This is a genomic window from Algoriphagus antarcticus (genome assembly GCF_002150685.1).
Taxonomy (GTDB): domain Bacteria; phylum Bacteroidota; class Bacteroidia; order Cytophagales; family Cyclobacteriaceae; genus Algoriphagus; species Algoriphagus antarcticus.
This window is the reverse complement of sequence record NZ_MSSW01000032.1, coordinates 93,150-113,328: the sequence shown is the minus strand read 5'-3', so window position 1 is coordinate 113,328 and position 20,179 is coordinate 93,150. Positions and strand designations below refer to the sequence as shown.

Here is a 20,179-nt window from a genome sequence, read left to right as displayed (position 1 = left end):
AACGTCTGCCTAAAAAGCGCTGCCATCCCGTAGGGTGGTTATGAATATTTAGGTGTTTTTATGCAGCGTTTTCTGTTTATGCCAAAAAACATCATAATTATATTTGCAAATTAATTCGGTTATTTTCTTTCAAATTTAACTGTAATACTTCCAACATTATCGATTACAACTTCCAATTCAGTATCCTGATTAATATTCACAAGTTCAACAGGAGAGCCAGGGATTACTAAGCTCCCTTTTTCTAATAACAATCCTTTATCTGTTAGTAAATTCACCAACCATCGTAATGAGTGAAACGGACCACCCATTATCTCTGAACTAGGTGCAGAAGTTATGAGAGATTTGTTTTTGTATACAGTAAATACTTCATCTTTGAATTGTAAATCTACAGGCGAAATCCTTTGGTCTCCTATAATAAGACCTGTATGAATACCACCAGAACAAATTAATTCTTGGATTGTCGGCGGGTTAACCCAAAAATTGTACTCATGAATTTCAACTCCCGGGCTGACGTAGTCTATTGCATCGATAAACTCTTCATCAGAAAGGTTTTTGCCTTCAAGATTTTTTCCAATTTTTATGACCAATTCTGGTTCGATTGCGCAATTAATGTAATCACTCCAGTTAACATTTACTTGGTTATTTCCAACATGGGGATAGAATAATCTTCCATAAATAGGTTCACTTAGACCAAATTGCTTCCGAATTGAATTGCTTGTACAACCTACTTTGAATCCTACAACATGCTCTCCGGACTCGATTCTTCTTTTAGTTACTAAGTCTTGTACTTCATAAGCTTCTTGAATCGAAAGTTTTCTTACTGAATCTTCTTCTCCAATCCATTCTTTTTTATAAAAAGAGTGATAAAAGTCAGTTGCTATTGATTCTAGTGTCTTCATATAATTTGGTTGAGCTACGATTATCGTCAATAGTTTTTAACTTTTATGCTGCATAACGTTTAGTATATGGCAAGTAAGGCAGTAGAAAGCGATAAACGTTCAGGTTTGCTCTTTGCCAAATCTTTTACATTTTGTTTTTACCTTTTCTCTATAAAATCCCAAGCAAAAGATTTGGCGACTATGTAAACACGCTCAAGCCTTTGTTTAAGCACCATTCCGCTATATTTTTTTTACATTGTTAATGGCAATTTTAATACTCGCCGAATGGATAAAATATACAATAAGTCATTCCCAAATTGAAAGCTGAATGACATATTACTGCTCCTAAAATCGAGCCTGAACGTTTTCTGCAAACGTAAAATAAAATACTTAGAATAAACATACTCAATACCCATATTAGAGTTGGTACGAAAAGGAATTTCCATTGTTGATTGTGGAATACGAAGCCAAAATGTGAAATATGAACAATAGCAAATGACGAACTATCAATTAAAGATGCTTTTCTGTTACCTAGGGAATTCGCAAAACTTGAATGGACTATTCCTCTAAAAAAAAGTTCTTCTCCAATCGGGCTAAATGTCATTCCAATCAAAGCTGAAATACCGAACAAAATAAGCTTACTTTGCTCGTCGATTTCTTTCGGAATATTATAAGATTTTCCAATATAGTTGTACCAATTTTCATAAGAGTTACCATAAAACGTTTCTCCTAGGAAGTAAAGCAAAATGCTAAAAACGATGCCAATAATCAACGCAATAATCAGCCAACGATTATTTGTAGGTTTTTTAATTCCAATTTTTTTTCTGCCATACTTACTTAAAAAAACGAACGGTACAGTAGCCATAATTAGCATAATTATTCCTACATATTGCATATTGGCTATTGCATTGCCGTGCAAGACCAAAACAAAACGAGGAATACATATTAGAAGAATTAAAAAAAGTCCAAACTTCCAGTTAAAATTGAAAATCTTACTCCATAAGGGTTTTAATTCATTCTCCATATTTTATTCTAAATTTCCGGTTTTCTCTATTGTTTTTGTCAAAGTGACGCACAACGACCCCGCTATGAAACATGTCCCGAAGGGCATGTTTTTATAGCGATTGTTGGGACACGTTTTTGTTTTTTATTGTCCAAATTTCTTCATTCCAAAATGTTCTTCCATTGTCGGTTCTTTCTCTGGTAATCGTACATACTTTCCTTTTCTCCAATTGTTAAGTATTTTATCAGTCGAAACCATTATGTAGTCCCAGAACATCATTTGCGATCTGTATTTATTCCAAGGGTTGCTATAGGTCGCTTGGCTAAACATTATTGCAACTGAATCCCCATAAATTTCTTTGAATTGGTCTGGGAAGCTATCAGTTTCTATCGCTAAGTCGTAATTGGAATATGGGTTAAACATAAGACGATTGTAAATAGTCCTAGTCATAGTTTCTTTGTCCTTGAGTGCAGCTGCATAAACACCCGTGCCGCAACCATGTCCGCCAAAGGGAATAGTGTCGGCATTTCCGTTTTTATAAATAATGAGGTCTTGTCGAAAACGAGTAAATGGTGCTCCCCAACTCGTGTAGTAGAATTTCTCTCCTGATAAGTTTGTCAGGCTAAGTAAAACTGTATCGAGTTTTTCAAATTGTTTATGGTCGAGCTGCCACTCGCTTGGTCTTTTTTGGTCTACGGATACAATGTCCTAAGGAGAACTGTCGTCTTGGTCGAAAAATGTCTCTGCGATAAATAAATCAAATGAAGGTGGCTGGTCTATCAGACGTTGCTGGTAAACTTGATACCAAACTGTCAATGTCAATATTGGAATCAAAATAATACTTGCAAGTATCCCTATTGATATTTTCGTCCTTTTAGTCATTTTTTAATGTGTGCCTACGTTTGATATCCGCAATTGCGGTTATTTTTCTTATATCAAGATGACCCAGGAATTAATAACTTCTTGAACCCACCTGTCATTGCGATTCCCTAAATATGTAAAAATTTTTCCTGAAAACTCTTTTCAGATCTTCAATAACTAATTCCACTACTTATCTGATAGGATTTCACCTGGATTACACTCCCTTCTATGCGAAATTCCCTCACGGGTTAGATTCGCCAACACAAACTTAACAGTTGCGGTTATATCTGCATAGGGAGGATATGTGCAACAAAAAGTATGATCCGGTTTTTCCCTAAACCCAAAAAAAGCCGACTCAAGCCGGCTTTCATTTATTTAATGTATATCTAACAGGTTACGCTTAAAGCTCGAATCAAAGCCACTTTCGTCATCGGTCTTCGGGCAGGGGAACAAAGCTACGTATCGTTTCAGACGATCATTCCTTACACATTCTCGCTTTTCAATGAAGCTGAGTAGTATTCTCTGTTCATCCGAGCAATATTTGTCAAGCTGATTCCTTTTGGACACTCTGCTTCGCAGGCACCCGTGTTGGTACAAGCTCCGAAACCTTCCTCATCCATCTGAGCTACCATTTTCTCTGCTCTGGACATTCGCTCCACTTGACCTTGTGGAAGCATTGCCAGCTGAGAGATTTTCGCAGAGGTGAAAAGCATCGCAGAAGCATTCTTGCACGCCGCTACACAGGCTCCACATCCGATACAAGTAGCCGAATCAAATGCTTCATCAGCGACTCTTTTTGGGATAGGAATCTCATTGGCATCAGGTACACCACCAGTATTCACCGATACATAACCACCTGCTTGGATAATCCTATCAAATGCGCTACGATTCACCACCAAATCCTTCACTACTGGAAAAGCCTTCGCTCTCCAAGGCTCGATAGTGATCGTATCTCCATCAGAGAACGAACGCATATGAAGTTGGCAAGTGGTAGTTTGCTTGGGACCGTGTGGATGCCCATTAATATAAAGTGAGCAGCTTCCACAGATACCTTCGCGGCAATCGTGGTCAAAGTGCACAGGGTCTTCTCCTTTGATAGTAAGTTCCTCATTCAAGACATCCATCATCTCTAGGAATGACATGTCAGAGGAAATTCCATCTATTGGATAGGTGACAAAACCGCCTTTATCGCTGGCGTTTTTCTGTCTCCATATTTTTAATGTCAGTTTCATATGATTATAATTTGTCTTTTAAAGGCCATATAGCCTGTCCCGAACTGAATTCGGGAGAATCTCGCTTGACATCCCGATAGCTATCGGGACATCCCAATGTGCGTTGCTTGCGTCATGCTCGATTTCATACTATATGGTTATGAATTAAAGTCTTGAAATTATTTGTAAGATCTCTGAGTCAGCTTCACGTTCTCGAAAACCAACGGCTCTTTGTGCAATTCCTCTGGGGAATTCTCAGCCATAAACTTCCAGGCTGCCACGTAAGCAAAGTTCTCATCATCTCTGAGCGCTTCTCCTTCTGGAGTTTGAGATTCTAGTCTAAAGTGTCCACCGCATGACTCAGTTCTGTCCAGCGCGTCGTCCACCATCAATTCTCCAAGCTCCAAGAAATCAGCAACTCTGCTTGCTTTCTCCAGCGTCTGATTCAGTTCTTCGTTTGCACCAAGTACTTTCACATCTCTCCAAAACTCTTTTCTAAGCTCCTGAATCATGCCCTTAGCCTTAGTCAAACCCTCAGCATCTCTGGCCATTCCACAGTAGTTCCACATGATATGTCCAAGTGCTTTATGGAAGTGATCTACTGTTTTGGTTCCGTTGATGCTCAACAACTTTTGAATACCATCCTTCACTCCTTTTTCTGCTTTCGCAAATTCCGGGTGATTGGCATCTATTGGACTCGGACCTATTTGTGCCAAATAATCTCCAATAGTATAAGGCGCCACAAAGTATCCATCTGCCAAACCTTGCATCAAAGCGGAAGCTCCCAGTCTGTTAGCTCCGTGATCTGAGAAGTTTGCCTCTCCCAGAGAATAAAGACCAGGAACAGTGGTAGATAAGTTGTAATCAACCCAAAGGCCACCCATGGTATAGTGAACGGCTGGATAAATCATCATAGGAGTCTGGTAAGGATTCTCACCAGTGATCTGCTGATACATGTCAAACAGGTTGCCGTACCTCGCGCGGATAGCATCTTCGCTATCACGATTGATGGCATCACGGAAATCAAGGAAAACAGCTTCTCCCGTTTCGTTTACACCGCGACCTTCGTCACAAACTTCTTTCGCATTTCTAGAAGCCACATCACGAGGAACTAGGTTGCCAAATGAAGGGTACTTTCTCTCCAAGAAATAATCTCTTTCCCCCTCCTTAATATCTTTGGCCTTGATTTCTCCTTTGCGAAGTTTTTCCGCCATTTCTTTAGTTCCTGGAACCCAAACTCTACCGTCGTTTCTCAAAGACTCAGACATCAACGTCAACTTAGACTGATGATCTCCTGACACTGGGATACATGTCGGGTGAATCTGCGTGAAGCAAGGATTAGCGAAATAAGCACCTTTCTTATGTGCTCTCCAAGCTGCAGTCACATTCGATCCCATTGCATTGGTAGAGAGGAAAAACACGTTGCCGTAACCGCCAGAACAAAGCAAAACCGCATGAGCAGCGTGAGTTTCGATGGCGCCTGTAATCAGGTTTCTAGTCACAATTCCTCTTGCATGACCGTCGATAGTTACTACATCCATCATTTCGGTACGAGGATAAAGTTTCACTTTCCCATTTGCCACCTGACGACTCAATGCAGAATATGCTCCCAAAAGCAACTGCTGTCCAGTTTGGCCTCTGGCGTAGAAAGTCCTGGATACCTGCGCCCCTCCAAAGGAACGGTTGGCAAGCAATCCACCATATTCTCTGGCAAAAGGAACACCTTGCGCCACGCACTGATCGATGATATTTACAGAAACTTCAGCAAGACGGTAAACATTGGACTCACGGGAACGGTAATCACCACCTTTGATGGTATCGTAGAAAAGTCTGTAAACCGAGTCACCGTCATTTTGGTAATTTTTGGCAGCATTGATCCCGCCTTGAGCTGCAATAGAATGTGCACGGCGAGGACTATCCTGAAAGCAAAACGCTTTTACTTTATAACCCAATTCTGCAAGTGAAGCAGCAGCAGAAGCACCGGCAAGACCAGTACCCACTACGATCACTTCGTATTTTCTTTTGTTCGCCGGGTTCACCAGCTTACTGTTAAACTTATGTTTAGTCCACTTTTCGGCTAAAGGGCCTATTGGGGATTTTGAATCTAGTATCATAGGGGACTATTGATTAGCTCTGTGATGTGAAATAGATGTAAACTGGCATACTGGCGAATAGAATCGGAACCAGGATGCAATAGATTTTCCCGATCAACAAAATGGCTGGAGAGTATTTCTGGTGATTCAATCCCAACGTCTGGAATGCACTGGCAAATCCATGAGAAAGGTGAAATGCCAATAAAACCATAGCTACTACGTACCCAATGACCATCAGTTCATTTTGGAAAGTAAAGCTCACGATGCTAAACAAATCTTTGTATTGCTCGCCCTCATAAGTGACTACAGGAAGATCTCCCCAGTGCATTTGAGCCCAAAAGGTCTGCATGTGTACTACAATGAAAATCAGAATAAAGGTTCCTAATATCCCCATGTTACGGGAAGAGAAAGTAGTCGATGGCGGAGTAGATACGCCATACCCAACAGGACGTGCAGTTTTATTTCTTTTGGTAAGCCAAATAGAAAAGATTACGTGACCGATGATGGAGATATACGTCACGTAAGAAAGCAATTTTACTGCTGGATTGGTGGTCATGAATTTGGCATAAATATTAAATGCCTCACCACCGTCTCCCTTAAACAACAATAAATTACCCGATACGTGACCTGTCAAAAACAGGATCAGGAAAAGCCCGGTCAAAGCCATGATCAATTTCCTGCCTATTGTGCTACTCAAGGTTTTTGTAACCCAGCTCATACAATTTTTGCGATTAGATTAAAACGAAATCTTTGATTAATAGTGCCAAATTTACATGTGGAACAACTAGCAAACAATCCATTCAAAAACACTTCTGTTATTTCAATCAGTTCTAAATAGATATCAACGCTTTAAGATTTCACTATTCTTTTAACCTAATGAACAGATTTAATGTTTGATTTTACGGGGATTTTCTCCTTTCTTCCCTTTATTTCGTACTAAGAAAAGAATGTAAGCTAAAACCTTAAAAGAGGATAAATTCGTACATTCTATTTCTCCTTATAAATGAACCTGATCACTATGAAGCTGAAAATCACCCTCGGACTTTTTCTAATATTCCTAATTGCGGGAATTTCTGAAACTTGGGCAACACACATTAGAGCTGGTGAAATCATCGCTGAACGAGTTTCCGTTCAAAATCTGACTTACAAAATCACAGTCGTAGGTTATACCGATACGCGATCAAATGTGATTTTCGGACCTGGGGAAATCAATTTTGGGGATGGCAGGATCGTAGATGGTCTAAATACAGAAAGTGATTTCAGCCTGGTAGAAGATCTAGGAAATCAAATCGAGAAAAACACTTTTGTAATTACTCATACTTTTCAAGGTCCTGGCACCTACACCATTCGGTTTAGAGAATTCAACCGAAATGACCGAACACTTAATATGGACAATTCGGTTGATACGCCATTTTATGTAGAGACAAAGATTACCATTGATCCATTTATAGGAGTAAATAATTCTCCTGTACTCACAATTCCGCCAGTTGACAATGGTGCAGTGAACGTAAGATACATTCATAACCCAGGCGCTTATGATCCTGATGGTGATAGCTTAGCCTACAAATTGGATGTACCAAAGCAATTTTTTCAAAGACCAGTCAATAACTATAGAAGTCCTGCGTCTCCAGAATTCAGTTTCAGCCAAGAAGATGGAACGACTCCAGCATTCCTGACTATAGATGAACAGAATGGAGATTTGATATGGGATGCTCCCGGCACTGCGGGTCAGTTCAACGTGGCCTTTAAAATTCGAGAATTTCGGAAATTAAATGGAGAATGGGTTGAGATAGGATATGTGATTCGGGATATGCAGATTATAATCGAGAACTCAAACAATCGAAGGCCTGAGTTAATATTGCCTCCGGATCTCTGCGTGGTAGCTGGAACCAAAATAGAAGAAATCATTCAAGGCCAAGATCCTGATGGTGATCCTATCAAAATAGAAGTCTTTGGAGAACCGATAGAAATCACTACCTCTCCAGCTTCTTATTCTCCAGAGAATGTCTATCAAGCAAGTCCAGGTATAATCAACTTTGACTGGCAAACAGTCTGCAATCATGTGAGAGCTAGAGAATATGAGGTGCGGGTGAGGATCACGGATGACCCAAGTGCCGGCCCTGCACTGGTCGACATCAAAACTTGGCGTATAAAGGTAGTCGGACCGCCACCGGTTTTTGATGAAATAGAACAAATGCCTGGCAGATCTGTGGAGCTCAATTGGGATCCTTATGTCTGTGCCAACTCCGCAAACGAAATGCAAATCTGGAGAAGAATCAATTCTGATCCCTATCTGCCAGACAGCTGCGAGACTGGAATCCGAGCTGGCTATGAATTGATAGGAACTACCAATATGCAAACGCTGGATTTCCTCGATGAAAATAGTGGAGAGGGCCTAGCACCAGGCAACACCTATTGCTACAGATTAGTGGCAGCCTATCCTGAGCCTAGAGTTGGTGAAAGCATAGTTTCCGATGAGATATGCATCACTATAGACGTAGATGTGCCTATTATCACCAATGTCAGCGTGGAAGCCACAGACCCAACTGCGGGAGAAATCTTTGTAAAATGGACACCTCCGTATGATATTGACAAGGTGCAATTCCCTGGCCCATACAGCTATGAATTGCTCAGAAGCACTGGGTTTTCTGGTGATGCTGGACAGGTATCCCTTGGAATTACATCAGATACACTTTTCACAGATACTGGTTTGAACACAGTAAATGTCGTCTACAATTATGATGTGGTTTTACTTGACAGAAATACAAAAATTGACACCTCTTCAAAAGCTTCTTCAGTGAGGACAGATCTCACTATTATCAACCAAGCAATTGAGGTGAATTGGCAGTTTACCGTTCCTTGGAATAATTCTGTCAGCCAATACAAACATGAAGTGTATAGAAATAAAACAGACGCTGCCGCAGCGGATGAGGACACTTTCGTAAAAATAGCCGAAGTCGATGTGACCACAGAAGGATTCAGCTATTTGGACGATGGCAGCTTCAATGGCATACCGCTTGAAAAAGAAATAGAATACTGCTATTACGTGATCACTAAAGGCTCCTACAATGTCGCTGGACTCGTTTATCCTTTGGAAAACAAATCTCAGATAGTGTGTGCTAAGCCTGACGACAATCGATTACCATGTCCGCCGGTATTAACTTTCGAAGGCCCTGAATGTGCTGCATATCTTGCTGAGCTCCCTTGTGGCAACAATACCTATGAGCATGATCTAAGCTGGGTTCCCGATGTATCTGGAGAATGCGATGATGAGTTGAGTAGCTATAAATTATACTACACTTCCAATGGTGAAGACAGCCAGTTTGAATTGATTGCAACCCTTTCCTCTCTGAATCTTTCCACCACTATACGTAACCTAGCCACTTACCGAGGATGCTATTATATCACTGCTGTCGATAGATCTGGAAATGAATCTGAGCCTAGCAACATCGTATGTGTGGAAAATTGTCCTAGCTACAATCTTCCTAATGCATTTACTCCAAATGGCGATGGATTGAATGAGACCTTTATGGCCTTTGACAATCCTTTCGCACAGTGTCCACGATTCGTTGTTGGAGTTGATATCTTTATCGTAAATCGCTGGGGAGTGGAAGTATACTCCTACAATAGCCTTGAATCTCCTGAAAATGATGTATTTATTCGATGGGATGGAAAAGATAAAAACGGCAACATATTACCTGCTGGTACTTATTATTATTCTGGCACCGTAGTATTCGATGTACTTGATCCCGCTTTAAAAAACCAAAGCCTGAAAGGAACCATTCAACTCCTCAAATGATCCTAGCCAAATCCATCATATTCTTTGATGGGGTTTGCAACCTCTGTAATGCTTCCATTGATTTTGTCATCCAGCGAGACAACGATGACCACTTCCTAGTGGGAGCATTACAAGAGGATTTTAGTAGAAAAATACTCTCCAATTTTCAAGTGCGAGAAGATTACTTAGACTCACTAGTCCTTTTGGAAAAGGGTGAAATCTATTATAAAAGCACAGCTGCCCTAAAAATAGCCCGGAATCTATCTGGGCTTTGGCCAGCTTTTTACCCACTTATTTTTCTTCCAAAATTCCTTAGAGACTCCATTTACAATTGGATTGGCAGTAACCGCTACCGTTGGTTTGGTAAAAAAAACACATGCAGACTTCCTACTCCAGCCGAAAAAGCAAAGTTTCTTTCTGCAGAGACAATCTCTCAAACGGGGATCAGGCTCCAGTCCTGACCTTACAAGTGAATGCTGACTTTGGGAAAAGAGGTATATTTGCCCCGAACAAAAAAACACTAGTTAATGAAGGCATTTGTTTTTCCGGGCCAAGGCGCCCAATTCCCAGGAATGGGAAAAGCACTTTATGAAGAGAATCCTCAGGCAAAGGAATTATTTGAGCAAGCAAATAAAATCTTGGGTTTCCGTATCACCGACATCATGTTTGAAGGGACGGCCGAGGAATTGAAGCAAACGAATGTCACCCAACCTGCTGTCTTTCTTCATTCCGTGATTTTGGCTAAAACAACTCCTGATTTCGCGCCGGATATGGTTGCAGGCCATTCCTTGGGAGAGCTTTCCGCTTTGGTTGCCAATGGTACGCTTGCATTCGAAGACGGCCTAAGGCTAGTCCATCAAAGAGCCCTTGCGATGCAGGAAGCCTGCGAAATAAACCCATCTACCATGGCCGCAATCCTAGGGCTTGCAGATGAGAAAGTAGAAGAAATCTGCGCATCATTCACTGAAGAAGTGGTTGTTCCGGCAAACTATAACTGCCCAGGTCAATTGGTTATTTCCGGTTCAAATAAAGGAATCGAACTTGCCTGTGAAAAAATGAAAGAAGCTGGTGCCAAGCGCGCTTTGCCACTTCCTGTGGGTGGCGCTTTCCACTCGCCACTCATGGAACCTGCCCGTGAGAAATTGCAGACAGCTATCGAAGCCACTACGTTTCATACTCCTAGCTGCCCTATTTATCAAAATGTAAGTACCACAGCGGTTAATGATCTGACAGAAATCAAAGCTAATTTGATCGCTCAGCTTACCGCGCCTGTGAAATGGACACAATCGGTTCAAAATATGGTGGCTGACGGTGCCACAGAATTTGTAGAATGCGGCCCTGGAAAAGTCCTCCAAGGTTTAGTAAAGAAAATTCATCCTGAAGCAGAAGTTTCAGGTGTTTAACCGCAAAGTTTACTGAGGTTTTGCGGAAGAACGCGGAGAGAATAAAGGAAAAGCTTGGTTCAAAGTCTTCTGACTTAGGCCAAGCTTTTTTTGATTATAGTTTATCGACTTCTTCTCTCTATTACCTCAGGGTTACCATGAGAACTAAGAATCGCTGATATTTTAACGTCCTGATTCTACTTGACACTTTTCACGTTTTACTTCTTACCATTTACAAACCTTACAACTTCCGCACTTCACTTTTATCCTCACAATCTTGGAGCATCTGCTGACTACTTCTCCCAAAACTTGATGGATAAAATATCTACTGCCTTCAGGTCTGAAGAACCTTTGTTTTATTGATTACAGTTTATCGGCATCTTCTCTTTGATTTACCTCAGGATTACGATGAGAATTTTAAATCGTTGAGATTATCACCAATTTTTGATTAGTAGAACAAAAAAATAATTTTTACTTTTATCAACATAAATTTATTGTTTCGCAATAAATTTTTAATGATATTTAAATCATCATTTTAAACTGGAAGCTAATTATGGAAATCAAAATCACGACTAACCATATTTTGAAAGTATTGGAGATACTTTCTTGGATAATTTTTATTGGCTTATGTATTGAAGCTGGTGGTACTGTTGCCAATACTATTATCACACTTTTCATAAACCCACTTGGCGTTGGGAATTTTTGGGAAGGGGCAGATTATTTGTCAAGCCTTTTTGAGTCTGACCAGGGATATTTTTTTATCATCACGCTGACCATGATTATTGTAGCGGTATTGAAAGCAATAATGTTTTATCTTATTGTAAAACTGTTTGTTGACAAAAAGCTGAACATTTCACAACCTTTCAGTATGGAATTGAGGCAGTTCATTTTAAACTTGGCCTATCTGGCTTTAGGCATAGGTTTGTTCTCTCATTCTGGATTTGAATATTCCTTGTGGCTGACTATACAAGGACACGCTAAAGCCGACCTGCAATCCTTGCACATTGCCGGAGCTGATGTGTGGCTTTTTATGGCGGTTATACTTTTTGTAATCGTACAGATTGTAAAAAGAGGAATAGAAATTCAAAACGAAAACGATTTAACAGTATAACTCATGCCCATAATAGTAAACTTAGATGTAATGATGGCAAAGCGAAAAATGTCACTTAATGAGCTTTCCGAAAAAGTAGGTTTAACGCTGTCTAATCTTTCCATTCTAAAAACAGGGAAAGCAAAAGCGATCCGATTTAGTACATTGGAATCAATATGTGAAGTATTGAATTGCCAGCCAGGAGACATTCTAGAATATGTAGACTAAAAAAAATAAAACTAGCGATAGACATCCTTAGAAAGGGCAAGTTTAAATTTGATATCAAGCAGTTTTACACGTTGACACAAACGCTAGCCCCAACCACAAACTCGTTGTGGCGGGTCTTCCGACCTTTCAACTTTTCAACTTCCTCACTTCACTTTTATCCTCACAATCTTCCAGCATCTGCTGACTACTTTTTCCAAAAACTGGATGAATAAAATCTGGCAGAATCTCAGCCAAAGGCGCCAGCACAAATTTCCTCTCCGTCAAAAAAGGATGAGGAATCCGAAGTCCTGGGGTATCAATTACTCTCTTCCCAAAATAAATAATATCAATATCCATCGTTCGATCGCCCCAATGTTCTTCTCTTTTTCTTCCCAGATCCGTTTCGGTTTTTTGGGCAAAAGCTAGAAGTTCGGAAGGAGAGTAAGATGTTTTGATCTCAACCACTTGATTCAAAAAAAGCCCTTTAGCCACTCCGCCCCACGCTTCTGTTTCATAAATCTTTGATATCAGGGTCAGTTCACCCAATTCCGAAACAGCCTCTACCGCTGACCTCAACAGTGCTTTTCTGTCACCTTTATTTCCGCCTAAAATCAAAACTACTTTTTCAAACATTCTCAGCTTATAATTGCTTTTGTAAACATGCTCCAAATTAGGTTATTTTGGGGCTTCAAATAATTTAGCTTATGAAATTCTTAGGAAACGTACTGGCGGTGATCGTTGGTCTTTTTGTTTTCAGCATACTTAGTGTGCTTATTATGTTTGGCTTGATCGGCATCGTAGCCTCCAGTGGAAATGATGAAGTGACGGTAAGTGAAAATTCGGTTTTGCACCTCGATCTCAACGGCAGAATAATCGTAGAGCGAACATCCGACGATGATTTGGATCTTTCCATTTTTGGAAATCCATTCGGACAGGAATTCAATGCCGGCCTTATCAATCTCAAAAAAGCCATTGGCGAAGCAAAGACCAATGACAATATCAAAGGAATTTATCTAAACACTGGCCTGGTAATAGCTGGACAGGCAAGCTTGCTTGAGCTTCGCGAAGCCTTAGTAGATTTCAAGACTTCAGGTAAATTCATCGTGGCTTACGATGAAGCATATACCGAAGGGGGTTATTACATTGCCTCGGTTGCAGATGAAATCTATCTGAATCCATTGGGAGGAATTGACTTCAACGGATTTTCTTCTGAAGGAATTTTCTTCAAGGGCCTTTTCGAAAAAGTCGGTGTAAAGCCTGAAATCTTCCGTGTTGGAGAATTCAAGTCTGCCGTGGAGCCTTTTATACTAGAGGAAAATAGTCCAGAAGCTAGATTGCAGACGCAGTCATTTTTGGACGACATGAATCAATTTGCACTGCATGGCGTCTCTGAGTCAAGAGGAATTGGGTATGACAGCCTAAAGAAAATCAATAACTTGATGTTGGTACGCAAGCCTCAAGATGCAGTGACGTACGGCTTGGCAACAGACTTACTTTATTTTGATCAGGTACTTTCCAAACTAAAAGAAAAACTTGGTGTAGATGAGGACGATGACATTGAAACAATCAACGTCACGGACTTAAACAAAACAGTAAAATCCAAGAACGTTACTTCCTCAAATAGAATAGCAGTAATCATCGCAGAAGGTGAGATCGTAGGAGGAAAAGCAGATGGAGTGATTAGCTCTGAGAAATTCGCCAAAGAAATCCGCAAGGCTCGCAAAGACGAAAACATTAAAGCAATCGTTCTTCGCGTGAATTCCCCTGGAGGATCAGTAGTAGCTTCAGAAGTGATTTGGAGAGAAATGGCAGAGGCCAAAAAGGTTAAACCTCTTTACGTTTCTATGGGCGAAGTGGCAGCGTCTGGTGGTTATTACATTTCCGCTCCAGCTGACACTATTGTTGCACAGCCAAACACCATCACCGGGTCAATCGGGATTTTCGGAATGACGTTCAACGTAAAGGAATTACTTAATGAACACCTGGGAATCACTGTAGATGTGGTAAAAACTGGCGAATTATCGGACTTCATGAATCCAACCAGACCGTTGACTGAAGTTGAGCGAACCATCATCCAAGGAACTGTGGAAGACGGCTATGAAACCTTTATATCCAGAGTGGCTGAAGGAAGAGGAATGACTGCTGAGGCGGTGAAGGAAGTAGCGTCGGGAAGAGTTTGGACAGGAAATCAAGCTAAGGAAAGAGGCTTGGTAGATGTCTTAGGTGGATTGAATACGACTATCGAAATCGCTGCTGCTAGAATAGGTGCAGGTGATGATTATCGAGTAGTCTATTATCCTACTAAAAAGCCATGGTTTGAAACCATCATGGAAGACCTAGGAAACAATGTTCAAATCAAAATACTCCAAAGTCAATTAGGATCAAACTACACGATCTTCAAGCAAGTGGAAAAAATAAAATCCTATGAAGGTGTGCAAGTTCGGATGCCTCAGGAAATCATCATAAAATAAGGAAAGCGGCTCAGGCCGCTTTTTTTATTCCTGTTTTTTCAACCGCGGTGAACAAGGAGTTTTTCGCAGAGAAATCGGAGAATTGAATCACTTTTGTCCTTCTTTTCCAGAAGCTGGACTTGCTTGAATATTCTTGACTCCCGCCAAGGCACTAGGGCGCAGATTTCTTTTTCTCTCCTCTTAATCGTGCTTTCAAGTGTACTAAGAATTCTACAAGAGTAAAGTCTTTGTCATTGGGTATTAAAAATCCAAGGAAACAGGTTCGAGATTACAAATCTCGAACAGCAGGATTGTCAGACTGAGCGAAGTCGAAGTCTCCATTTCTTTTCGTTTTACCTTCTTCTCGCACAACTGAAAACTGATCATTGCGACTGAAATCTGGCTACTGCAACTGAATACTGCTCACTGATCACCAAATCCTTTCTGAAGCAATATCAACCAAGCCCGCTCCACATCATTCTCATCAAGTGCTTCTTTGGCTAGCAAATGCAAATGGTCAATCATCGAGTCTTGATCATACTGAAAGCGAATTCTCATTTCTTGGATCTCCGGGCTTTGCCCAAATTTCATAATCTCTGCTTCACTTGGAAAAGCCTCCACATTGCCCAATCTCCCCAGATTATTCCCACTCAAAATAGTGCTGTTTCTAATTTCTGCAGGCATTTGATCTATCCCAATGCCAAGTGTCCGCAATGGCTTCGGGATCTGAAAAAGTGATGCTCCACTAGCTCTGCTATACCAATTACCTCCCAATCTAGCCACTGCATCCAGTTTCCTAGGATCTATCACACCTTCCTCATCCAATATGGCTTCGTTCACATGCGCCACCAGCACCTCACATATCACCAAATTCCCTGCTCCCCCACCATCTCCCAGTGACTTCACCTCATTCACTTTGCACTCGAAAGCAACATGAGCTTCCTTGATTCTCGGAGGCTTTACTTCATTCGATTTCACTTCTGTAAACCCAGCTTTTTCAAATTCATTTACGCCTTTGTCATACTCTGTGCTGGCTAGCGACATCTGCTCCACCATCCCAAAATGTACAACGTGGATCACCACTTCCGGCACTTCCAGCACATTTTGAAGGGTATGCTTTGTCGTATTATCCCGTACTCTTCGGGAAGGAGAGAAAATCAAAATCGCAGGATTGGTACTGAACAAATTGAAAAAGCTAAAGGGACTCAGGTTTACATTTCCAGCAGTATCGATTGTACTTGCAAAAGCTATGGGACGTGGAGCTACGGCGCCTTGCAGCAGTCCGTGGAATTCCTGAGTTGAAAGGTCTCTGGGATAAAAGGTTTTCATTTGATGTGGGTTGTTGGCTGTCTGATGACCTATGCCGCATGTTCGATGACGTATGGCCGGTGTCGGGTGTCATTTTTGATATTAATATCTTAATTCTTAAGTCTTAATTCCAATATCTTAATTCTGAGGTCTAAATACTTCACCTTGATAATCCTAAAATTAAACCTCAAATTGAATTACTAAAACCATTTTTCAAGAATAAGTTCTGAAATCATGAAATCAAAATTTCTCCAAATCTTAAAATCCAGCGTATTCCTACTCATTTTCATAGTAGGAATAACTTCACTCTCTACAGCGCAAACACACAATTTCGCCACATTCAACATCCGATATGCCAATCAAAATGATGTCGGAAACCTTTGGTCTGACCGATTACCACACGTAGCCAGTCTGATCCAGTTTCATCAGATAGAGTTGTTTGGAGTTCAAGAAGCCTTACACAATCAATTAACTGACCTGACTACAGAACTTGGATACAAATATATTGGAGTGGGTCGTGATGACGGAACCGAAAAAGGCGAATACGCTGCAATTCTGTACGATCCTAATAAGTTCGAGATTCTGGATCAAGGGACTTTCTGGCTCTCACCTACTCCTGAGAAACCAAGTAAGGGCTGGGACGCCGCGCTGAACAGGGTCTGTACATGGGGGAAGTTCAAGGATAAAGGCGATAATACCTTCTATATCTTCAATATCCACTATGATCACATCGGCCAGCAAGCGCGCGAGGAAAGCAGCAAATTGGTAATGGCTCAGGTATCACTAATCAACAAAGAGAATGCGCCAGCGCTTCTGATGGGGGATTTCAACGTGAAGCCTGATAATGCCGCTTACGCTACCATTACTTCTAATCCAGATTGGCAAGATGCCAGAATGATCTCAGAGATTCCCTCTTATGGTCCAGCTGGCTCCTTCACGGGTTTTGACTGGGAGAAAATGCCTGATGGCATCATCGATCATGTCTTTGTAAAAGGGGAGATCACAGTGATCCGCCACGGAATTCTCACTGACAACTATGGTAAAAAATATCCTTCCGATCACTTTCCAGTATTGGTAGAAGTTGAGTTTTAACTTGGAGCATACTTCATTATTTAAACTTCAACATTCGAAATTCATTGTTAACCTTTGAGAATTATTGTGAACTCCAATGGAGCGAAAAATCTTCTCGAAGGTTTTAATCAAAGATCAAAAAAGACCTTAGAGGTTTTACTTATTAAGCATTCAAATTTGGTTCTATTCGGATTAAAAATCCTAGAATAGTGATTCAGTATTGCAAATCCTGAATAGCGGATTTCGAAAAAAGAGAATTAAGTCATATGAACAATATTTGGGATCAATTCGCATAAAAATTCTGGCAGGCAGCTAATCTCTATAATTTGCCCCTTCCTAATACTTAAGATATGCTTTGGCTCTTGATTGTAGTAACTAGAGTTGAGCAAGTGAACGTTATCAAAATATATAAAATGCTTATCCAGATTGAGATAGCCCAAGTAATAACGATCTATTATTTCATTTTCAGGAACAAAATGGCCTCCATTTTCCACTCGGATTTGCACTCTCCTTTTTGCTTCTTTGATAGAATCTAAACAAAAGAAAATCAGATTCAACTAATAACCCACTTCTTTAAACTTATCGGGCCAAAAAAGAGGAGTCGAATTAAAATTGGTTTCTTAACAGAAACTCTTTCTGTTTTCAATAGAGCTAAAAACCGCATTTTCTAATTCAGTTTTAACGATATTATGAGCCATCACATCTCTAAAATCAGAGTCAATTAACCCGTCATAAGTTCGCAAAAAGTGTTTATCGTAATCGAATGGAATGACTCCTTCAGAAACAATCGCATTGGAAAAAGATGATTTACCTGAACCATTACAACCAGCAACCACTATCAGAGTGGGCTTATCCACCGAATTGTGGCGAAGGAATAGGAGTCATAGTTAATTTCCCTTCTCTTGATTTTTCTTCATAAACTTTGATTTCTCTTCGGATTCTCGGCATCTCTTGTTTGAGCTTTCCATCTAATTCTTTGAGAAAATCTGTAATGTCGTCGTCGGTTCCCATAGCTAAAAGATATTAAATACTTTATTACTTCTTTATCGTCAATCAGTTAAAGACCTCACTGAATATATGGATCCGAAAACTATCCCACTAAGAATCTACCATTATAATCTAGCTACAGCAGCAGCATATTTATTTTTATGATTATCCACGATCTTGCACATACCCAAATTAAGTACGTTTTTCACACGAAAAAATCCCCCTTGCCCCCTTAGTCCCGAAGGCTATCGGAAGGGAGATTAGCCGAAATTGAACCTCTACCATTGATTCGAAGACAGTATGTGCAACATTGCGAACAGTCAAATTTATTTTTCTTCCCTTATACAAATAGCTGCAAGGCGCGTGGTGTTCAAATTAAAAATCCTAGGATAGAGATTCAAGATTGAAAATAATGAATCACTGCTGAATAATAAGTTGCGTTCTCCGCGCCACCCTTTGTGCATTTTGCGGCAAAAAATATATTTCAAAAAAAGACCTTCGAGGTTTTGGAAACCTCAAAGGTCTGTACAGGATATTATATCATATTACGGTTCCAACGCAGCAACACCCGGAAGCACTTTACCTTCCATATGTTCTAGCAAGGCTCCTCCCCCTGTGGAAACGAAGGAAACATCCTCTCCAAATCCAAATTTATTAACCGCAGCAGCAGAGTCGCCTCCACCGATAAGTGAATATGCACCAGCTTTAGTCGCCGCCACTACCGCTTCGGCTACAGCCTTAGTCCCTTTGTCAAACGAATCCATTTCGAATACACCCATAGGGCCATTCCAAAGGATAGTCTTTGATTTAGCTATTACTTCAGCGAACAATTCGCGCGTTTTTGGCCCGATATCCAAGCCCATCCAGCCATCAGGTATTTCGCCTTTATCAGCCATTCCTTGCTCCGCATCATTTGCAAAAGCTTTGGAAATCACTGTATCTACAGGAAGAACCAAGTTTACACCCTTTGCTTTAGCTGTTTCCATCAATTCCAAAACGAAGTCAAGTTTGTCAGCTTCCAAAAGGGAATCACCAATTGAACCTCCTTGTGCTTTGGCAAATGTATAGGACATGCCTCCACCTATTATCAGGTTATCTACTTTATTGAGCAATTGCTCAATGATCATAATTTTATCGGCGATTTTGGCACCGCCCATGATAGCCGTGTATGGCCTCTCAGGATTATCTAATACTTTATCAGCATTTTTCAACTCAGAAAGCATCAAGTATCCACAAACCTTATCATTGAAAAACTGGGCAATCACTGCTGTAGAAGCATGGGCTCTATGTGCAGTGCCGAAGGCATCATTCACATATACATCTCCAAGTTTGGAAAGCTTTTCGGCAAAGTCCTTATCGCCTTTTTCTTCTTCCTTGTGGAATCTAAGGTTTTCAAGAAGCAATACTTCGCCCGGTTTCAGGCCTTTTGCCAGCATCTGTGCTTCTCGACCGATACAGTCCTGAGCAAACTTCACTGGTCTTTCCAGCGCTTTCTCCAATTCTACTACAATATTATTTAGAGAAAATTTATCTTCAAACCCAGATTTCGGTCTGCCCAAGTGAGACATCAAAATCACAGATCCGCCATCCTTCAATATTTTATTGATCGTAGGTAGCGCAGCCTGGATTCTATTATCGTCAGTTACATTCAATTTGTCGTCCAAAGGAACATTGAAATCCACTCTCACGAGCGCCTTCTTGCCTGCAAAACTAAGGTTATCTACATTTTTGATTCTAGAGTTCATAGTATGGTTAATAGCTTTTGATTAATTAAATAGATAAAAATCAGTTGTGAATTTATCAAAGATTACGGCAAAAATCGACTTTCCGCCAGGATCAATTTGTTAAGAAATACAGGAA

General features: G+C 40.6%; 19 protein-coding genes. 7 read left to right on the top strand and 12 right to left on the bottom strand.

The window, feature by feature from the left end:
• Positions 1-119 precede the first annotated feature (119 nt).
• From BVH04_RS12770 to BVH04_RS12745, 7 genes are all read right to left on the bottom strand, one after another.
• Complete coding sequence (locus BVH04_RS12770; RefSeq protein ID WP_086541859.1) at positions 120-899, bottom strand: 2-keto-4-pentenoate hydratase; 780 nt, start codon at positions 897-899, stop codon at positions 120-122.
• Positions 900-1,149: 250 nt separating this feature from the next.
• Positions 1,150-1,902, bottom strand: a complete 753-nt coding sequence (locus tag BVH04_RS12765) for a CPBP family intramembrane glutamic endopeptidase (RefSeq protein WP_086541858.1) — start codon at positions 1,900-1,902, stop codon at positions 1,150-1,152.
• A gap of 123 nt (positions 1,903-2,025) precedes the next feature.
• On the bottom strand, positions 2,026-2,331 hold the full coding sequence (locus BVH04_RS12760) for a hypothetical protein (protein WP_140160583.1): 306 nt from the start codon (positions 2,329-2,331) through the stop codon (positions 2,026-2,028).
• Positions 2,332-2,589: 258 nt separating this feature from the next.
• Positions 2,590-2,763, bottom strand: a complete 174-nt coding sequence (locus BVH04_RS25475; RefSeq protein WP_169714427.1) for a hypothetical protein — start codon at positions 2,761-2,763, stop codon at positions 2,590-2,592.
• A 461-nt stretch (positions 2,764-3,224) separates the two neighbouring features.
• Positions 3,225-3,974 carry a succinate dehydrogenase/fumarate reductase iron-sulfur subunit gene (locus BVH04_RS12755; RefSeq protein WP_086541856.1) on the bottom strand — a complete coding sequence of 250 codons (750 nt, stop codon included), beginning with the start codon at positions 3,972-3,974 and terminating at the stop codon, positions 3,225-3,227.
• 158 nt (positions 3,975-4,132) lie between these two features.
• Positions 4,133-6,067, bottom strand: coding sequence for a fumarate reductase/succinate dehydrogenase flavoprotein subunit (locus BVH04_RS12750; protein ID WP_086541855.1), 1,935 nt, complete (start codon positions 6,065-6,067; stop codon positions 4,133-4,135).
• A gap of 13 nt (positions 6,068-6,080) precedes the next feature.
• On the bottom strand, positions 6,081-6,764 hold the full coding sequence (locus tag BVH04_RS12745) for a succinate dehydrogenase cytochrome b subunit (protein ID WP_086541854.1): 684 nt from the start codon (positions 6,762-6,764) through the stop codon (positions 6,081-6,083).
• Between the two features lie 300 nt (positions 6,765-7,064).
• On the opposite strand from BVH04_RS12745, the gene BVH04_RS12740 reads away from it, so the two are divergent.
• From BVH04_RS12740 to BVH04_RS12720, 5 genes are all read left to right on the top strand, one after another.
• Positions 7,065-9,845: a T9SS type B sorting domain-containing protein gene (locus BVH04_RS12740; RefSeq protein ID WP_086541888.1), complete on the top strand. Its 2,781-nt coding sequence runs from the start codon at positions 7,065-7,067 to the stop codon at positions 9,843-9,845.
• The gene (locus BVH04_RS12735) at positions 9,842-10,285 is read left to right on the top strand and encodes a thiol-disulfide oxidoreductase DCC family protein (protein WP_086541853.1); all 444 of its coding nucleotides are present in this window, start codon (positions 9,842-9,844) and stop codon (positions 10,283-10,285) included. Before BVH04_RS12740 ends, BVH04_RS12735 begins: the two co-directional genes overlap by 4 nt.
• 66 nt (positions 10,286-10,351) lie before the next feature.
• A complete protein-coding gene (gene fabD / locus BVH04_RS12730; protein WP_086541852.1) occupies positions 10,352-11,227 on the top strand; it encodes an ACP S-malonyltransferase in 876 nt (291 codons plus the stop codon).
• Positions 11,228-11,759: 532 nt separating this feature from the next.
• The gene (locus BVH04_RS12725; RefSeq protein WP_086541851.1) at positions 11,760-12,317 is read left to right on the top strand and encodes a DUF2975 domain-containing protein; all 558 of its coding nucleotides are present in this window, start codon (positions 11,760-11,762) and stop codon (positions 12,315-12,317) included.
• A gap of 3 nt (positions 12,318-12,320) precedes the next feature.
• Entirely contained in the window at positions 12,321-12,524 is a 204-nt protein-coding gene (locus BVH04_RS12720) for a helix-turn-helix domain-containing protein (RefSeq protein ID WP_086541850.1), read from the top strand.
• 126 nt (positions 12,525-12,650) lie between these two features.
• Here BVH04_RS12720 and folK read toward each other — a convergent pair whose 3' ends face one another.
• A complete protein-coding gene (folK, locus tag BVH04_RS12715; RefSeq protein ID WP_317045499.1) occupies positions 12,651-13,172 on the bottom strand; it encodes a 2-amino-4-hydroxy-6-hydroxymethyldihydropteridine diphosphokinase in 522 nt (173 codons plus the stop codon).
• Between the two features lie 35 nt (positions 13,173-13,207).
• On the opposite strand from folK, the gene sppA reads away from it, so the two are divergent.
• Positions 13,208-14,974 (top strand): signal peptide peptidase SppA, encoded by a 1,767-nt coding sequence (gene sppA, locus BVH04_RS12710; protein ID WP_086541848.1) that lies wholly within the window; start codon positions 13,208-13,210, stop codon positions 14,972-14,974.
• Positions 14,975-15,376: 402 nt separating this feature from the next.
• On the opposite strand, the gene BVH04_RS12705 is transcribed toward sppA, so the two are convergent.
• Complete coding sequence (locus tag BVH04_RS12705) at positions 15,377-16,282, bottom strand: flavin reductase family protein (protein ID WP_086541847.1); 906 nt, start codon at positions 16,280-16,282, stop codon at positions 15,377-15,379.
• Between the two features lie 213 nt (positions 16,283-16,495).
• Between BVH04_RS12705 and BVH04_RS12700 the strand changes: the two genes are divergently transcribed.
• The gene (locus tag BVH04_RS12700; RefSeq protein WP_086541846.1) at positions 16,496-17,353 is read left to right on the top strand and encodes an endonuclease/exonuclease/phosphatase family protein; all 858 of its coding nucleotides are present in this window, start codon (positions 16,496-16,498) and stop codon (positions 17,351-17,353) included.
• Positions 17,354-17,952: 599 nt separating this feature from the next.
• On the opposite strand, the gene BVH04_RS12690 is transcribed toward BVH04_RS12700, so the two are convergent.
• The 3 genes from BVH04_RS12690 to BVH04_RS12685 all read right to left on the bottom strand — a co-directional run bounded on the left by BVH04_RS12690 (position 17,953) and on the right by BVH04_RS12685 (position 20,064).
• On the bottom strand, positions 17,953-18,189 hold the full coding sequence (locus tag BVH04_RS12690; protein WP_086541844.1) for a hypothetical protein: 237 nt from the start codon (positions 18,187-18,189) through the stop codon (positions 17,953-17,955).
• Positions 18,182-18,343, bottom strand: coding sequence for a hypothetical protein (locus BVH04_RS25470; RefSeq protein WP_169714426.1), 162 nt, complete (start codon positions 18,341-18,343; stop codon positions 18,182-18,184). The genes BVH04_RS12690 and BVH04_RS25470 overlap by 8 nt, the downstream gene beginning before the upstream one ends.
• Before the next feature lie 521 nt (positions 18,344-18,864).
• Positions 18,865-20,064, bottom strand: a complete 1,200-nt coding sequence (locus BVH04_RS12685) for a phosphoglycerate kinase (RefSeq protein ID WP_086541843.1) — start codon at positions 20,062-20,064, stop codon at positions 18,865-18,867.
• Positions 20,065-20,179 lie beyond the last annotated feature (115 nt).

Bases quoted from the DNA above. Each gene is read 5' to 3' on its own strand.
- fabD (WP_086541852.1), top strand. From the start codon at position 10,352: ATGAAGGCATTTGTTTTTCCGGGCCAAGGCGCCCAATTCCCAGGAATG.
- BVH04_RS12685 (WP_086541843.1), bottom strand. From the start codon at position 20,064: ATGAACTCTAGAATCAAAAATGTAGATAACCTTAGTTTTGCAGGCAAG.
- BVH04_RS12750 (WP_086541855.1), bottom strand. From the start codon at position 6,067: ATGATACTAGATTCAAAATCCCCAATAGGCCCTTTAGCCGAAAAGTGG.
- BVH04_RS12765 (WP_086541858.1), bottom strand. From the start codon at position 1,902: ATGGAGAATGAATTAAAACCCTTATGGAGTAAGATTTTCAATTTTAAC.
- BVH04_RS25470 (WP_169714426.1), bottom strand. From the start codon at position 18,343: ATGGGAACCGACGACGACATTACAGATTTTCTCAAAGAATTAGATGGA.
- BVH04_RS12770 (WP_086541859.1), bottom strand. From the start codon at position 899: ATGAAGACACTAGAATCAATAGCAACTGACTTTTATCACTCTTTTTAT.
- BVH04_RS25475 (WP_169714427.1), bottom strand. From the start codon at position 2,763: ATGACTAAAAGGACGAAAATATCAATAGGGATACTTGCAAGTATTATT.
- BVH04_RS12740 (WP_086541888.1), top strand. From the start codon at position 7,065: ATGAAGCTGAAAATCACCCTCGGACTTTTTCTAATATTCCTAATTGCG.
- BVH04_RS12745 (WP_086541854.1), bottom strand. From the start codon at position 6,764: ATGAGCTGGGTTACAAAAACCTTGAGTAGCACAATAGGCAGGAAATTG.
- BVH04_RS12760 (WP_140160583.1), bottom strand. From the start codon at position 2,331: ATGACTAGGACTATTTACAATCGTCTTATGTTTAACCCATATTCCAAT.
- BVH04_RS12705 (WP_086541847.1), bottom strand. From the start codon at position 16,282: ATGAAAACCTTTTATCCCAGAGACCTTTCAACTCAGGAATTCCACGGA.
- BVH04_RS12725 (WP_086541851.1), top strand. From the start codon at position 11,760: ATGGAAATCAAAATCACGACTAACCATATTTTGAAAGTATTGGAGATA.
- BVH04_RS12700 (WP_086541846.1), top strand. From the start codon at position 16,496: ATGAAATCAAAATTTCTCCAAATCTTAAAATCCAGCGTATTCCTACTC.
- BVH04_RS12735 (WP_086541853.1), top strand. From the start codon at position 9,842: ATGATCCTAGCCAAATCCATCATATTCTTTGATGGGGTTTGCAACCTC.
- sppA (WP_086541848.1), top strand. From the start codon at position 13,208: ATGAAATTCTTAGGAAACGTACTGGCGGTGATCGTTGGTCTTTTTGTT.
- BVH04_RS12755 (WP_086541856.1), bottom strand. From the start codon at position 3,974: ATGAAACTGACATTAAAAATATGGAGACAGAAAAACGCCAGCGATAAA.
- BVH04_RS12720 (WP_086541850.1), top strand. From the start codon at position 12,321: ATGCCCATAATAGTAAACTTAGATGTAATGATGGCAAAGCGAAAAATG.